Origin of the sequence: Agromyces italicus DSM 16388 (assembly GCF_000421545.1) — a bacterium.
Taxonomy (GTDB): domain Bacteria; phylum Actinomycetota; class Actinomycetes; order Actinomycetales; family Microbacteriaceae; genus Agromyces; species Agromyces italicus.
Window position 1 is genome coordinate 236,814 of record NZ_ATXF01000009.1, and the last position, 13,954, is coordinate 250,767.

A 13,954-nucleotide genomic window follows, 5' to 3' on the forward strand; every position below is an offset into this window, starting at 1 on the left:
GCGGCCGATCAGGCCGCGTCGCCCACGGTGATCGCCTCGGCCTCGCGCTCGAATGCCCCGCCGTCGCCCTCGACCCGATCGACCCGGCGCAGCGCGCGGTGACCGCCGACGACGACGAGCGCCGCGATGAGCACCGAACCCGCCGCCGCGAAGTACGGCGCCGAAGGTGAGATCAGGTGTGCGAGCTCGGCGGCGGCTGGCGGTGCGAGCGCGCCGCCGAGGAACCGCACCGCGGAGTAGGCGCTCGACGCCACCGACCGCTGAAGGTCGGTCGCCTCCATCACGCACTCGGTGAGCACCGTGTTGAGCACGCCGAGCACCAGCCCGCCGGCGACGATGCAGACGACGAGCGCGGTCGGTTCCTCGATGACGAGGCCTGCCGCGACGAGGTCGAGCGAGAGCAGCGGCAGCGCGATCCACAGCACGCGGGTGCGCGGCATCCTCGCCGTGAGCAGCGGCGCCACGAACACCGAGGTGATCGCGAGCGCCATGCCCCAACCGAAGAAGGTGAAGCCGAGCCCGAGCGCGTCGAAGCCGAGCGGGAAGGGCGAGTAGGCCAACAGCACGAAGAAGCCGATGTTGTAGAACAGCGCGGCGGCCGCGAGCACGGCGAGTGCCGGCCGGCGCAGCGCCCGGATCGGTGCCGAGAGCTTCGTCGGTACGGGTCGGGTCGCGGCATCCGCGTCGTCTTTCAAGAAGGCGACGATCGCGATGAAGCCGACTGCCATGAGCGCGGCGGTGCCGAAGAACGGGCCGCGCCAGCTGACGTGGCCAAGCAGGCCGCCGAGCAGCGGACCGACGGCGATGCCGAGGCCGAGCGCCGCCTCGTAGAGGATGATCGCCGAACCGGTGCCGCCCGTCGCCGCGCCGACGATCGTCGCGAGCGCGGTCGAGATGAAGAGGGCATTGCCGAGGCCCCAGCCCGCGCGGAACCCGATGATCGACTCGACGTTCTGCGAGAGCCCCGCCGCGGCCGCGAACACCACGATGATACCGAGGCCGATGAGCAGCGTCTTCTTCGCGCCGATGCGACTCGAGATCCAGCTGGTACCGAGCATCGCGAGCCCCGTCACGAGCAGGTAACTCGTGAAGAGCATCTCGGTCTCGGTCGGCGTGGCCTCGAGGCTCTCGGCGATCGCCGGCAGGATCGGGTCGACGAGCCCGATGCCCATGAACGCGATGACGCACGCGAAGGCGACGGCCCAGACGGCCTTGGGCTGCTTGAGGATCGAGGCGGATGCCCCGTGGCCGGCGTGTACGGTCACGCGGGCGCTCACGCGCTCGCCGCCGGCTGAGTGGCGCGCGCCGGTTGATCGGCACGTTCGAGTCTCGAGCGGAGGATGTCGACGGCTTGCGCGAGCACCGCGCGTTCGGCGTCGTCGAGATCGTCGAAGGTCGGGGCGAGCGCACCGGCGAGCTCCTCGCGCCAGGCGGCGAGCGCGGCGAGCCCGCGCGGATCGGTCGAGATGAGCCACGCCCGGGCGTCGTCGGCGTCGGGGATGCGTCGGACCCAGCCGCGGTCGCCGAGCGCATGCACGAGCTTCGTCATCGTCGGCTGACTGACCCGGCTCACCCGGGCGAGCTCCCCGAGCCGCATGGGGCCGAGGTCGCGCAGCACACTGAGGGTGCGCCACACCGCGGGCGATTCGGCGTTGTCGGTCGCGGCCGCGGCGAGGCGGGTCAGTCGGTGGTTCACCGAGACCAGATCGCCGATGAGATCGGAGGTTCGCATAGCCCAACTATATAGCCGTGCTATCTATTGGTCGAAGCAACGCCGGATGCACAACGCCACCTCGTGAAGTCGCACGAATCGTCGCCAAGGGCGGCCGGATGCGACGGTTTGCGCGACATCACGAGCTGAAGTCGCGCGCGGCGGGGGCGGCGGACGACGAGCGGCGGGAGCGGCGGACGACGAGCGGGAGACGGCGGGCGCGACCGCACCGGGCCGGGAACGACGGATGCCCCGTGGTCGAGATCGACCACGGGGCATCCGTGTGCTGGTGACGCAGGTCACCTCACGCAGCGCGCCCGAAGCGGGCGCCCTGATTACTTGAGGGTGACGGTTGCGCCGGCCTCTTCGAGGGCAGCCTTCGCCTTCTCGGCGGTCTCCTTGTTCGCGCCCTCGAGCACGGCCTTCGGAGCGCCGTCGACGACGGCCTTGGCCTCGCCGAGGCCGAGCGAGGTGAGCTCGCGGACGGTCTTGATGACCTGGATCTTCTTGTCGCCGGCAGCCTCGAGGATGACGTCGAAGGAGTCCTTCTCCTCAGCCTCTTCAGCAGCGCCCGCGCCACCGGCAGCGCCGGCAACGGCGACGGGAGCGGCCGCGGTGACCTCGAACTTCTCCTCGAACGCCTTCACGAACTCGCTGAGCTCGACAAGCGTGAGACCTGCGAACTGCTCGAGCAGCTCTTCGGTGGTGAGCTTCGCCATGATGTATCTCCTAATAGATGGGGTTGTAACGAGTCCGTCGGGCGCTTACGCGGCCTCGGCGGTCTCCAGCTTTTCGCGAAGCGCGTCGATGGTGGCGGCAGCCTTGCCCATCGTCGCCTTCATCATGCCCGCAGCCTTCGCAAGCAGAACCTCACGGCTCTCGAGCGAGGCGTACTTGTTGATCTCGTCGGCGTCGAGGGTCTTGCCCTCGAAGACGCCGCCCTTGATCACAAGGTTCGGGTTCGCCTTGGCGAAGTCACGCACGGCCTTGGCGGTGGCGACGAAGTCGCCGTGCACGAAGGCGACGGCGGACGGACCCTTGAGGTCGTCGTCCAGCGTCGTGATCCCCGCGTTGTTCGCGGCGATCTTGGTCAGCGTGTTCTTCACCACGGCGTAGTTCGCGTCCTGACGGATGTTGTTGCGCAGCTGCTTGAGCTGTGCAACCGTCAGGCCGCGGTATTCGGTCAGCAGAACGGCGGCCGAGCTCTCGAACAGGTTCGTGAGTTCGGCAACCGAGGCTTCCTTGTTCGCCATGGCCACTCCTTGTGTACTCAACGCGCATCGCGGAGGCGATGCACGGCCTGGAGCGCTGGAAGCATGGGGAGAAAGAAAAAGCTCCGGCGCAGTTGCGCGGAGCTCAGACCGAGATCACTCGGAAGTCTTCGTCACACCTGCGCGGGCCCTTGCTTTCGCAAGACTTCGGTCGCATTCGCTCGTTCTCACAAGCGCGCACGACAACCAGCGGTCTTCGGCTCCGTCAAGAGTAGCGGATGCCACTGGCTCCGCCAAATCGGCGCGACGAGGCGACGCGGCGAGTGGCGGGAATAGTTGACACACATCGACAGTTGACGAATGCAACGACTTTGGTTATAGTTGATGTCGATCAACTATCTCACGCAAGGAATCTCTGTGACCTCCACGCTCCCGAACGACCCCGAGGCGAAGCGTTCGCCTCGCGAGGTCTTCACTGCCCTCTCGGGCCTCATCATGGGCATGTTCGTCGCCGTGCTCTCGGGCACGGTCGTCTCGACCTCGATGCCCGTCATCATCGCCGACCTCGGCGGCGACCAGTCGGCCTACACCTGGGTCATCACGGCGAGCCTGCTCGCCACCGCCGTCTCCACCCCGATCTGGGGCAAGCTCGCCGACCTCGTCGACCGCAAGATGCTGCTCCAAGTCGCCCTCGGCCTCTTCGTCGTCGGCACCGTCATCGCCGGATTCTCGCAAGACACGGGCATGCTCATCGCCGTCCGCGTCGTGCAGGGTCTCGGCGCCGGTGGCCTGATGTCGCTCGTCATGATCGCGGTCGCGCTCATCATCTCGCCGCGCGAGCGCGGCAAGTACATGGGTGTCGTCGGCGGCATCATGGCACTCGCGACGATCGGCGGACCGCTGCTCGGCGGGGTCATCACCGACGCGTTCGGGTGGCGCGCCAACTTCTTCATCGGCGTGCCCTTCGCCGTGCTCGCGATCATCCTCATCCAGCGCACGCTGCACCTGCCGAAGCCGAACCGCGAGCGGGTGAAGATCGACTACCTCGGCGCGATCCTCCTCACCGTCGGCGTCTCGCTCCTGCTCATCTGGGTGTCGATGGGCGGCAACCAGTTCGAGTGGAACTCCATCGAGAGCTTCGCCATCATCGGCGTCTCGGCCGCGGCGATCATCGGCTTCATCGTCACCGAGTTCCTCGTCGAGGAGCCGATCGTGCCGATGAGCCTCTTCAAGAACCGCACCTTCACCCTCTCGGTGATCGCCTCGATCTCGATCGGCGTGGCGATGTTCGCGACGAGCGTCTTCCTCGCGCAGTACTTCCAGCTCGCGCGCGGCGCGACCCCGACCGAGTCGGGCCTCATGACCATCCCGATGATCGTCGGCCAGATGGGAGCGTCGATCGGCATCGGCGCACTCGTCAGCCGTTTCGGCAAGTGGAAGGGCTGGATGCTCCTCGGCTCCGTGCTGACGCTCGCCGGGGTGAGCCTCATGGCGACCCTCCGCTACGACACCGACTTCATGTACGTGTCGATCTACATGTTCGTGCTCGGCGCAGGCCTCGGCATGGTGATGCAGAACCTCACGCTCATCGTGCAGAATGACACCCCGCCGTCGCAGCTCGGCGCCGCGAGCTCGAACGTGAACTTCTTCCGCTCCATCGCCGGCACCATCGGCGTGACGGTCATGGGTTCGGTGCTCGCCACCCAGGTGTCGAGCCACATCGCCGACGGCCTCTCCAAGTTCACCCCCACCTCGGCCGACGAGGTCGACGCACTGAAGTCGCTCGCGACCGGCAACCTGCCGCAGGTCTCGGAGCTCCCCGACACGATCCGCGTGATCGTCGAGGGCTCGTACGGCCACGGCATCGCCGACGTGTTCCTCATCGCGATCCCGCTCGCGGTCATCAGCATCATCGCGATCGCGTTCCTGCCGAACAAGCCGCTGTCGACGAAGAACGCCTCGCAGACGCTGGCCGAAGAGGCCGAGCAGGTCGCGATCGACCTCGCCGAGGCCGAGATCGCGGCACCGGTCACCTCTTCGATGCAGCTCGTCGACGGTTCGGATGCCGCGGGCGACGCCCGCGACGAGGCATCCGACCGAGCTGCCGGGGCCGACGGCACGAGGGCCCGCAAGTAGCATGAGCGTCGTGACCGAGCCCGCCGCCGAGCCCACCGCCGTCCCCGCCGCCGTCGACGAGGCGATCGCCCACGTCGAAGACCAGTTGTCCTTCGTCTTCGGCCGCGCCCGCACGGTGTGGAAGGAGGCGGCGCAGCAGATCCACCCCGAGCTGAACCCCGCCGGGTACAAGCTGCTCGCGACGGTCGTGCGGCTCGGTTCGACGACCGCGCATGCGCTCACCGAGCTCTTCGACATGGACAAGAGCGTGGTGAGCCGCCAGGTCCGCATGCTCGAGGAGGCCGGTCTCGTCGAGAGCCGCCCCGACGAGCGCGACGGGCGGGTGCGCGTCATCATTCCGACACCCGAGGCGGTCGAGCGGATCACCTCGGTGCGGGCGCGCAACCAGTCGCGCCTGCACGCCGTGCTGCGCGAGCACTCGGTCGAGGAGCTCGAACTCTTCGCCGAGATGCTCGGCGGGCTCGCCGAGGCGTAGGCCCCGAGCGGGTTGAGGAGGGAGCGCGAGCGACCGTCTCGAAGCCCCACGTCCCGCGTGGGGCGAGGTTTCGAGGCGCTCCTCCGTCGATCCTCAACCCGCTCGTCGTGTTTCAGCCGGCGCGCAGCGACTGCTGCAGCGCGCCCATGCCGCCGACGAGCGGCAGGTGCACCGTCGACTTCGACGGGTCGAGCGTGAGCGTCGTGCCTGGCGCCGGGCGCACGGTGAACTCATTGTCGCTCGAGAGCACGACGAGCCCGATCTGAGATCCCGCCGAGAACACGTAGTCCTTCGGCTCGAGCTCGAACGCGAAGTCGTAGTCCGAGCCCGGAGTGATCGGAGACGTCACCGCGGCGGAGTCGCGGTTCTCGACGTCCATCCACCCGCGGGTGATGATCTTCGGAGCCCCGGTCGTCGGGTACTCGACGAGCAGTGCGGTGAGGTTCGCCTTCGGACGGTCGACCGAGAGGCGCAGCGACACCGAGGGTGTGCCCGAGAGTCGCGTCGGCTCCCCCAGCACCTCGGTGCGGTAGGCGAGCCGGTTCGGTGACGACGCCGCGGCGGCGAGGTCGGCGGCGCGAAGGCTCGCGTCATCCACGAGGTCTTCGCTCGCCTTGCCGCCCGAGCGCGAGACTGCGATCGTGCCGATGCCGTCGGCCTGGGCCGCGCCGCCGAGCTTGAGCGTGACCGCATCGGTCGCCGGGTCGGGCCATTCGGCGTACTCGGTGAGCGTCTTGTCCTCGCGCACCACGTAGGCCTTCGGCAGCGCCTCCACGCCGTTGTCGACGTCGTAGAGGTACCGGGTGAACCAGCGGTTCAGCAGCGTGTCGTTCGGGTTGCCGCCGTGGCCGCCCTGGTGCAGGTAGATCTGGTGCGGCACGTCGTTCGCCTTGAGCTCCTCGTAGAGGTCGGCGGCGTTCTTCGTCATGACGTTCCAGTCGTTGAGCCCGTGCGCGACGAGGGTCGCGGCCGAGATCTGATCGGCGTTCGCGAGGTAGTCGCGCTCCTCCCAGAAGGGGCTCTCGTCGCCGGTGTCGCGGTCTTGGTTCGCCCGCAGTTCGTCGATGATCGGCTGGCAGATCTCCTGGTCGAAACGGGTGTAGACGTAGTCGGCCAGCACATCGAGGTCTTCACCCTGGTAGCCGCCGGGCGCCCGCACCGCGCCGTTCGCGCGGTAGTAGTCGTACCAGTTCGAGATCGCCGAGACCGGCACGATCGCCTCGAGTCCCTCGACCCCTGTCGAGGCGACCCCGATCGGAAGGGTGCCGTTGTACGAGGTGCCGATCATGCCGACCCGGCCCGTCGTCCAGTCGGCGGCGACCTCGGTCGTGCGGTCGGGGCTCGTGTACGCCGTCGCACGGCCGTTCAGCCAGTCGACGACGGCCTTGCCCGCGAGCGACTCGTTCGTGCCGCCCGAGGTGGGGCAGCCCTCCGACCATCCGCTGCCGAAGCCCTCGGCGTGCACGACCGCGTAGCCGCGGGGCACCCAGGTGCTCTCGAGCGAACGCGAGATGGTCGGACTCGTGCGGTTGCGCGGCACATAGGCGGGCCACGGCTCCTTCTCGCTCGGCGGGTCGCCGATCTCGTGGTCGACCGACCAGTTCGTGACCTGCGTGCCGCCGGCGTAGTAGGGGCTCAGCTCCATGAGCACCGGAACGTCGAGGCCGGCCGACTCGGTCTCGGGAACCCGGCTCACGTCGATGTGCACGAGGTCGGGCAGGCCGTCGCGGTCGGAGTCGACCTCGCTCTCGACCCACGCCTCGTGGTTGATCCACTCGGCCGAGTTCTTCGTGAAGACGGCCTGCGAGAGACCGTCGACGAAGGTGGGCTCGGCGGGGTCGGGGCTGGCGTAGGCGGGCGACGCGAGCGCGACGCCCGCGCAGGCGAGCGCGGCCGTCATGGCGACGGCGACGCGCTGACCGCGTCGCCGCCCTGCGGTGGTAGGTACCGCTCGGATCATGCGATGCTCCTTCGGTCGTGCCGGGGCGCAGGCCTCCACCCGCGCCGGGCGCGGTGCCACCGCCCCGTGGCTCCTCCACACGCTAGGGCCGCGGCCGTGCGACGCGCCAGAGGATCGCGCTCGTTTCGGGGGTGCATTTCCGCAAGGACACGGGCCGAGCACGATCGGATCCTGCGGAAATGCACCCCCGGAACGGGAGAGGTGCTCAGGGAGCGAGCGGCAGCTCGACCGTGAAGACGGTATGGCCCGGCTCGCTCGCGACCTCCACCGTGCCGTGCTGCGCCTCGACCACGGCGCGCACGATGGCGAGGCCGAGACCCGTCGATCCGGCGCGGCGCGAGCGCGAGGCATCCCCGCGCGCGAACCGCTCGAAGAGGGTTGCGCGCACCGACTCGTCGATGCCGGGGCCGTCGTCGACGACCTCGAGTCGCGCACGGCCGCCGACGGTGCGGAGCCGAGCCACGACCTCGGTGCCCTCGGGCGTGTGCACCCTGGCATTGCCGAGCAGATTCGCCAGCACCTGGCGCAGGCGCGCGTCGTCGCCCGAGACCTCGACGACCCCATCGGGTGCGTCGACCGACCAGTCGTGATCGGGGCCGGCCGCCTGTGCGTCGCCGACCGCGTCGACGACGATCGATCGCAGGTCGACCCGCCCGTGCACGAGCTCACGGCCCTCGTCGAGCCGGGCGAGCAACAGCAGATCTTCGACGAGTTCGGTCATGCGCAGCGACTCCGACTCGATGCGCGACAACGCGTGCACGACGTCGTCGGGCAGTTCACCGCCGTGGAGGCGCGTGAGTTCGGCGTAACCGCGAATCGAGGCGAGCGGGGTGCGCAGTTCGTGCGAGGCGTCGGCGACGAAGCGGCGGACCTTCTGCTCGCTCTGCTCGCGGGCGGTGAGCGCGGATGCCACATGGCCGAGCATGCGGTTGAACGCGGAGCCCAGTCGGCCCACCTCGGTGCCGTCGTCGTCGACGTCGACCCGTTCGGCGAGCGCGACGTCGCCGCGGTCGAGCGGCAGCTCTGAGACGCGCTGCGCGGTCGCGGTGACGCGTTCGAGCGGGCTCAGCGCCCGGGCGACGATGATCGAGCCGAGCCCGAGCGCGATGACGAGCCCCGCGAGCGCGACGACCGTGATGGTCAGGGCCAGCTGCGAGCTGTCGGCGTTCACCTCGGCGAGCGGCAGCGCCAGCACGATCCGCACGCCCTCCCAATCGGTCTGCTCGAGGGCGAGCGCGCGGAAGTCGCCGAGTTCGCCGACGCTGATCGAATTCGGTTCGCCGTCGGCCGGCACCTCGGCGAGCACCTCGGCGAGCTCGGCCGGGAGATCGAGCACCCGGCCGCCCTCGGTGATGTACCCGGCACTGGGCTCGCCCTCGGCGGGCACGAGTGCGGCGAGGGTGCCGGCCTCCTGACCGGGGATGTTGAGCACGAGCGACGGCGCGGCCGAGGGGTCGCCCGGGAAGCCCGGAGGCTGGCCCGAGATCGCGAGGTTCGCGCGCGAGATCGTCGAATCGAGGTTCGCGTCGAGGCGGGCGACCGAGGAGCCGTGGAACACGGCGACGCTCACGAGGCCGACGACCGCGCTCACGGCGACGAGCAGCGTCGCGACGATGAGGAGGAGCCGACGACGGAGGGTCCAGGGACGACCGTGGCGCGCAGCATCCGCCGCGCCGACGACGACGCCGGTCGCGCCGGTCGCATCGGTCGCGACGACCGCCGCGCTCGCCTCGCGCGAGGCGGCGGCGTGCCCGGGGTCGCCGGGCCGGGTCATTCTGCGGCCTTCAGCATGTACCCGGCGCCACGGACCGTGTGGATCATGGGCGCCCGGCCGGCGTCGACCTTCTTGCGCAGGTACGAGATGTAGAGCTCGACGACCGACTCCTTGCCGCCGAAGTCGTAGGACCAGACGCGATCGAGGATCTGCGCCTTCGAGAGCACCCGGCGGGGGTTGCGCATGAGGTAGCGGAGCAGCTCGAACTCGGTCGCCGTGAGCTCGATGGGCTCGCCCGCGCGGGCGACCTCGTAGGAGTCCTCGTCGAGGGTGAGGTCGCCGACGGCGAGCACCGGGTCCTTCGCCTGGGCGAGCGTGAGCGTCGAGCGGCGGATGAGTCCGCGCAGGCGCGCCACGACCTCCTCGAGGCTGAACGGCTTCGTGACGTAGTCGTCGCCGCCCGCGGTGAGGCCGGCGATGCGGTCGTCGAGCGAGTCCTTCGCGGTGAGGAACAGCACGGGCGTCTCGGTGCCGTCGGCACGCACGCGCGCCAGCACCTCGAGGCCGTCGAAATCGGGAAGCATGATGTCGAGCACGATCGCGTCGGGACGGAACTCGCGGGCGGCCTTGACCGCGCTCGCGCCGTCGCCGGCGGTGCGCACGTCCCAGCCCTCGTACTTCAACGCCATCTTCAGCAGCTCGGCGAGCGAGTGCTCATCGTCGACCACGAGCACGCGCACCATCGAACCGTCGGCCTTGGCGATCGCTGGGGCACGGTTCGGCGCTGCGGCGGGGGTCGTGGTCATGATTCCAGTATCCGCACCCGGCTATGCGTTTCCTATGGCTTTCATGAGCGGATGCCTCGTGCCGACGGCGTGCGGAGGGACATAGCCGCGTCATAGCCGCACCATCGGGCGGGCACAGCGCCGACGCCTACTGTCGCGATCGGCGCCTCGCCCGGGGCGCTCCCGCCCTGGGCTGACCCCGTTTTCTAGGTCCAGTTGTTCTGAGAGTCGTCCTGTCGCCCGCGGTCGCGGGCAGAGAGACTGGTCAGATCATGACGAACAGCAGGAAGCGTCACACCCCGGAGCAGGTCGTCCGTAAGCTCGGGCAGGCCGACAGGATGCTCGCCGACGGCGCGGATGTCGCCGCGGTGTGCCGCGAGCTCGGGGTGTCCGAGCAGACGTACTACCGGTGGCGGAACCAGTACGGCGGCCTCAAGGCTGACGACGCGAAACGACTCAAGGAGCTCGAGAAGCAGAACGCGACGCTGAAGCGGCTGCTCGCGGAAGCGGAGCTGGAGAAGGCCGCGCTCAAGGAGCTGGCTGAGGGAAACTTCTAGGCCCGGGTAGGCGCCGCGCCGCCGTCACTCACCTGATCAGGACACTGCAGGTGAGCGAACGGATGGCGTGCCGTCTGGCCGGGCTGAGCAGGTCCGCGTACCGCCGCCCGCTCAAGGGCGACACCAGCGCCGACCCGGATCGAGCACTGCGGGACTGGCTCCGGCAGTGGGCGAAGGACCATCCCCGCTACGGGTACCGGCGTGCGTACCACGACGCCCGAGCCGAGGGATGGGCGGTGAACCACAAGAAGATCCAGCGCCTCTGGCGCGAGGAAGGACTGCGGGTGCCGCAACGGCGGCGCCGCAAACGCGTCGGATCCTCGACCATCGACGTTGCCACCGCGTCCGCGCCGAACGTGGTCTGGGCGGTGGACTTCCAGTTCGACGCCGACGAGCAGGGCCGGCCGATCAAGATCTGCTCGATCGTGGATGAGCACACCCGCGAGTGCATCGGCGGGCTCGTCGAACGGTCGATCACCGCCGACAAGCTCACCGCTCACCTCGAGACGCTCGTCGCCGAGCGTGGAGCTCCCGCGGTGCTGAGATCGGACAACGGGCCCGAGTTCATCAGCGAGGCGATGGCGGCTGAATTCTGACCCCTTTTCATCGTTTGAATGGTGACCCCTCTGGGGTTGTTGTTAGTTGCCGTCCCGGCCGTTTGCTGCGCTGAGCAGTTCGCGGCGGGCGCGGGTTCGGTACGAGTCCCCGGTGAGTGTGAGGACTTCGGCGTGGTGCACGAGCCGGTCGATCATGGCTGCGAGGCTCAATTGTACAAGGCGGCAGTTGGGGGCGTCCATCCTTCTCGTACTGCGATTGCTTCCGCAGCCGCACGCCCGCGGGCGGTCAGCTCCATTTGGGTGAATTGGAGTTCGCGCGAGGAATCGTGAAACCAGGGACCAGCAATTCGCCTTAGTGCTTCCCAGATATCTACATCCCATGGATTGCCCATTGTTGTAGGAGTCATGTAGCCCTCGACTAGTAGCCACGCGACTACGCCGAACACAAGTGCATCGCGGGTTGAGGGGTCTGCGACTCCAGTCGATTCCGCGACGATTGTGGTCAGTGTCCCCTCATCCACCCAGTCGAACAGTCCATCGACGAGTGCGTCTTCGACAATAGTTCTATCGACCATTGGTTGCTCCTCTAGTCCCAGTTCACGTGAACGCGGTAGCTCTTCTTATCTACGTAGGTGACATCAATTGCAGGACCTACGCTGCCAGACCCCATCCTGAGCTGGACGGTTGTTCCATCGGGTATCTCGTACTTATAGAAGTCATGACCTGTCCTCGTGACACCCTCGTCAATCTTTGTTCCATCCTGAATCCATTTCGCGAACTGTGCATGAACCTCTTCCGGGGTGCCGAGCAGACGGGTCGTCTTCTTGGTGCGCCCAGGCATCATTGCGTCGAGATCTCGCTGAATCGATGCCCCGGTAACTGGATCGCTCTTTGCGAATAGACCTGCGCGTGGTTTGCCGTTGCTCGACCGTGCACCCGCGATTCCGCCGAAGAGGTCCGCGGCTGTCGTGAGAATTTCGTCGACTGTCGCTTCCTCGTTCTTCGGGATGCACCGCAGCTCGCTGCTGAATCCGTTGAACAACGCGGTTTCGCAGCCAGTCCAGTCCGAAGGGTACTTGTGCAGCCATTCTGAATCGGGGACCACAGTTTGCCCGCCTGGACGGGCAGGGGGGACTCCGTGGCCACCTCCGGATTCGGTCCTCACGGGAGGGTCGACGGTCGGAGTCGATCCGCTCTTGGCTGCCGATTGCTCTCGTAGCTGATTGACCCACTCCTTCCCGGTCATTCCCTCGGGTCGGAGCCCTGAGGGGTCGGACAGGGTTGACGGGTTGTTGTTGGCGTAGGCGTATCCGTTCCATTGTTGCGGGTCGGTCAGGTCGAGGATCGGGTCGACGCTGATGAATGCGCCGGCGGTTTCGTCGTAGTAGCGGGCTCCGAGGAGGGTGAGCCCGGTCCCGGTGTCGCGGTTCTTGCCGAGGAACTGGATATCGCCGGGGACTGTGGCTGCGTTCGAACTCCCTCGGGTGCCACCGAATGGGTCGGTGTACATTCGCTTCACCGGGGTCTTGGTGGGGTTGCCGCCGTTCGGGATCGCCGCGACGGGGGTGCCGTGGTGGTCGGTCATGAGTGAGGTGACCGCGTTCAAGCCGCGATCGGTACGGATCGCGACGGTCTTGCCCGCGAACTGGTAGTAGCGGGTCGCTTTCACGTCACCGGTCGGGGTGATCAGGATCTCTTGCCCGCCGAGGTACACGGTGGTCCCGGTCGTGTCTTCGCGGACGAGTCGGTTTCCGTCCGCGTCGTACACGTTCTTCACCCCACTGGTGCTGGTGAGTTCACCCTCGGCGTCCCACGCGTAGTTCGTTGCGTCACCTGTGTTGGGCGTCTTCGTGGTGCGGTTGCCGGCGTCGTCGTATGTGTACGTTGTCGCGGCACCGCCCGTGGTTGAGGAGGTGAGTTGGTGGGGGCCGGCGTCACCCGAACCGTACACCGAGTCCGTGGTGGTAGTGCCGGTTGCTGTGCGGGTGACGAGTTTGGTGCGGTTGCCGAGAAGGTCGTACTCGTACTCGTTCCAGTACGGCGCGGCACCGCCCATGGCGAACGTCGACGGGCCCTGCTCGCAGTCACCATTCGTCGGGGTCCACGCAGTGTCGAGGCGGGCGAGCTCGTCGTAGCCGAAGCACTGCTGGTCCCGGGACGTGTCCGCCTGCAGGTTCTCGTTGGTCGGGAGGTCCTTCACGCTGGAGACATTCCCGGCCGGGTCGTACGTGTACGTCAGGTCAATCTCGCTGCCCGAGATGCGTTCCCGGTTCAGGTCGATGCTCGACAGCCGGTTCGTGCCGTCTTCGTACCTATACGTGACGACGGCGCCGAACGTGTTTCCGAGGTCCATGTTGACCGGTCGCCCGTCGGCGGCGAACTTCGACGACGCGACGTACACGCCCCACCCGAAGCCTCCACCCATCCACGACGGTTGCGAGGAAGCAGGGTCGTACACGGTTGTAACGGTCTCCGCGGGGAGCACCGTCGTGGCGGTCGGGGGTGTTCCGGTTGAACCGTCCCAGGTTTGATGCCGCTGTTATGCGGGTTGCGGCTCTCGGGTGAGTGTCGCGTAGTGGGCAGCCTCGTATTCGTTTGGGCTGACCATGCCGAGGCTACCGTGGAGCCTGCGGTGGTTGTACCAGTCGACCCAGCCGGCGGTCGCGAACTCGACGTCCGCGATCGTCTTGTACGGGCCGTCGTGGAAGATCGTGGTGCGGATGCACTCGGCCTTGTACAGCCCGTTGATCGTCTCCATGAGCGCGTTGTCATACGCGTCGCCGACCGTCCCGATCGACGGGGCGATCTGCTCCAACGCGAGGTGATCGGTCAGCACGATCGATGTGTA

The 13,954-nt window shown here is 67.8% G+C and carries 13 protein-coding genes and 1 pseudogene; 3 read left to right on the forward strand and 11 right to left on the reverse strand.

Features of this window, described 5'->3' with window-relative positions:
• Positions 1-8 precede the first annotated feature (8 nt).
• The 4 genes from H516_RS0114795 to rplJ all read right to left on the reverse strand — a co-directional run bounded on the left by H516_RS0114795 (position 9) and on the right by rplJ (position 2,964).
• Entirely contained in the window at positions 9-1,265 is a 1,257-nt protein-coding gene (locus tag H516_RS0114795) for an MFS transporter (RefSeq protein ID WP_051138853.1), read from the reverse strand.
• Between the two features lie 8 nt (positions 1,266-1,273).
• Entirely contained in the window at positions 1,274-1,732 is a 459-nt protein-coding gene (locus H516_RS0114800; RefSeq protein ID WP_022890491.1) for a MarR family winged helix-turn-helix transcriptional regulator, read from the reverse strand.
• A gap of 314 nt (positions 1,733-2,046) precedes the next feature.
• The gene (rplL, locus tag H516_RS0114805) at positions 2,047-2,430 is read right to left on the reverse strand and encodes a 50S ribosomal protein L7/L12 (RefSeq protein ID WP_022890492.1); all 384 of its coding nucleotides are present in this window, start codon (positions 2,428-2,430) and stop codon (positions 2,047-2,049) included.
• A gap of 45 nt (positions 2,431-2,475) precedes the next feature.
• The gene (gene rplJ, locus H516_RS0114810) at positions 2,476-2,964 is read right to left on the reverse strand and encodes a 50S ribosomal protein L10 (RefSeq protein ID WP_022890493.1); all 489 of its coding nucleotides are present in this window, start codon (positions 2,962-2,964) and stop codon (positions 2,476-2,478) included.
• Positions 2,965-3,339: 375 nt separating this feature from the next.
• Here rplJ and H516_RS20425 point away from each other — a divergent pair, with 375 nt between their 5' ends.
• Complete coding sequence (locus H516_RS20425; protein ID WP_281166834.1) at positions 3,340-5,058, forward strand: MFS transporter; 1,719 nt, start codon at positions 3,340-3,342, stop codon at positions 5,056-5,058.
• A 10-nt stretch (positions 5,059-5,068) separates the two neighbouring features.
• On the forward strand, positions 5,069-5,533 hold the full coding sequence (locus H516_RS0114820; RefSeq protein WP_245561842.1) for a MarR family winged helix-turn-helix transcriptional regulator: 465 nt from the start codon (positions 5,069-5,071) through the stop codon (positions 5,531-5,533).
• Positions 5,534-5,645: 112 nt separating this feature from the next.
• Here the strand turns inward: H516_RS0114820 and H516_RS0114825 are convergent, their stop codons facing one another.
• The 3 genes from H516_RS0114825 to H516_RS0114835 all read right to left on the reverse strand — a co-directional run bounded on the left by H516_RS0114825 (position 5,646) and on the right by H516_RS0114835 (position 10,013).
• The gene (locus tag H516_RS0114825; RefSeq protein WP_022890496.1) at positions 5,646-7,493 is read right to left on the reverse strand and encodes a Xaa-Pro dipeptidyl-peptidase; all 1,848 of its coding nucleotides are present in this window, start codon (positions 7,491-7,493) and stop codon (positions 5,646-5,648) included.
• 205 nt (positions 7,494-7,698) lie between these two features.
• Positions 7,699-9,267: a sensor histidine kinase gene (locus H516_RS0114830; protein ID WP_022890497.1), complete on the reverse strand. Its 1,569-nt coding sequence runs from the start codon at positions 9,265-9,267 to the stop codon at positions 7,699-7,701.
• Positions 9,264-10,013, reverse strand: coding sequence for a response regulator transcription factor (locus H516_RS0114835; protein WP_022890498.1), 750 nt, complete (start codon positions 10,011-10,013; stop codon positions 9,264-9,266). The genes H516_RS0114830 and H516_RS0114835 overlap by 4 nt, the downstream gene beginning before the upstream one ends.
• A 251-nt stretch (positions 10,014-10,264) precedes the next feature.
• On the opposite strand from H516_RS0114835, the pseudogene H516_RS22250 reads away from it, so the two are divergent.
• Positions 10,265-11,133, forward strand: a pseudogene (locus H516_RS22250) (IS3 family transposase); the annotation flags it as partial.
• Between the two features lie 54 nt (positions 11,134-11,187).
• Here the strand turns inward: H516_RS22250 and H516_RS22540 are convergent.
• From H516_RS22540 to H516_RS0114860, 4 genes are all read right to left on the reverse strand, one after another.
• Positions 11,188-11,301, reverse strand: coding sequence for an ATP-binding protein (locus tag H516_RS22540; protein ID WP_281166835.1), 114 nt, complete (start codon positions 11,299-11,301; stop codon positions 11,188-11,190).
• Between the two features lie 11 nt (positions 11,302-11,312).
• Positions 11,313-11,681, reverse strand: coding sequence for a hypothetical protein (locus tag H516_RS22260; protein ID WP_157432276.1), 369 nt, complete (start codon positions 11,679-11,681; stop codon positions 11,313-11,315).
• Between the two features lie 11 nt (positions 11,682-11,692).
• Positions 11,693-13,564 (reverse strand): RHS repeat-associated core domain-containing protein, encoded by a 1,872-nt coding sequence (locus tag H516_RS0114855; RefSeq protein WP_157432277.1) that lies wholly within the window; start codon positions 13,562-13,564, stop codon positions 11,693-11,695.
• 81 nt (positions 13,565-13,645) lie between these two features.
• Positions 13,646-13,954: integrase core domain-containing protein (locus tag H516_RS0114860; RefSeq protein WP_022890503.1), on the reverse strand; the 309-nt coding region annotated here is incomplete at its 5' end.

Bases quoted from the DNA above. Each gene is read 5' to 3' on its own strand.
- H516_RS0114800 (WP_022890491.1), bottom strand. From the start codon at position 1,732: ATGCGAACCTCCGATCTCATCGGCGATCTGGTCTCGGTGAACCACCGA.
- rplL (WP_022890492.1), bottom strand. From the start codon at position 2,430: ATGGCGAAGCTCACCACCGAAGAGCTGCTCGAGCAGTTCGCAGGTCTC.
- rplJ (WP_022890493.1), bottom strand. From the start codon at position 2,964: ATGGCGAACAAGGAAGCCTCGGTTGCCGAACTCACGAACCTGTTCGAG.
- H516_RS0114825 (WP_022890496.1), bottom strand. From the start codon at position 7,493: ATGATCCGAGCGGTACCTACCACCGCAGGGCGGCGACGCGGTCAGCGC.
- H516_RS0114830 (WP_022890497.1), bottom strand. From the start codon at position 9,267: ATGACCCGGCCCGGCGACCCCGGGCACGCCGCCGCCTCGCGCGAGGCG.
- H516_RS0114835 (WP_022890498.1), bottom strand. From the start codon at position 10,013: ATGACCACGACCCCCGCCGCAGCGCCGAACCGTGCCCCAGCGATCGCC.
- H516_RS22540 (WP_281166835.1), bottom strand. From the start codon at position 11,301: ATGATCGACCGGCTCGTGCACCACGCCGAAGTCCTCACACTCACCGGG.
- H516_RS22260 (WP_157432276.1), bottom strand. From the start codon at position 11,681: ATGGTCGATAGAACTATTGTCGAAGACGCACTCGTCGATGGACTGTTC.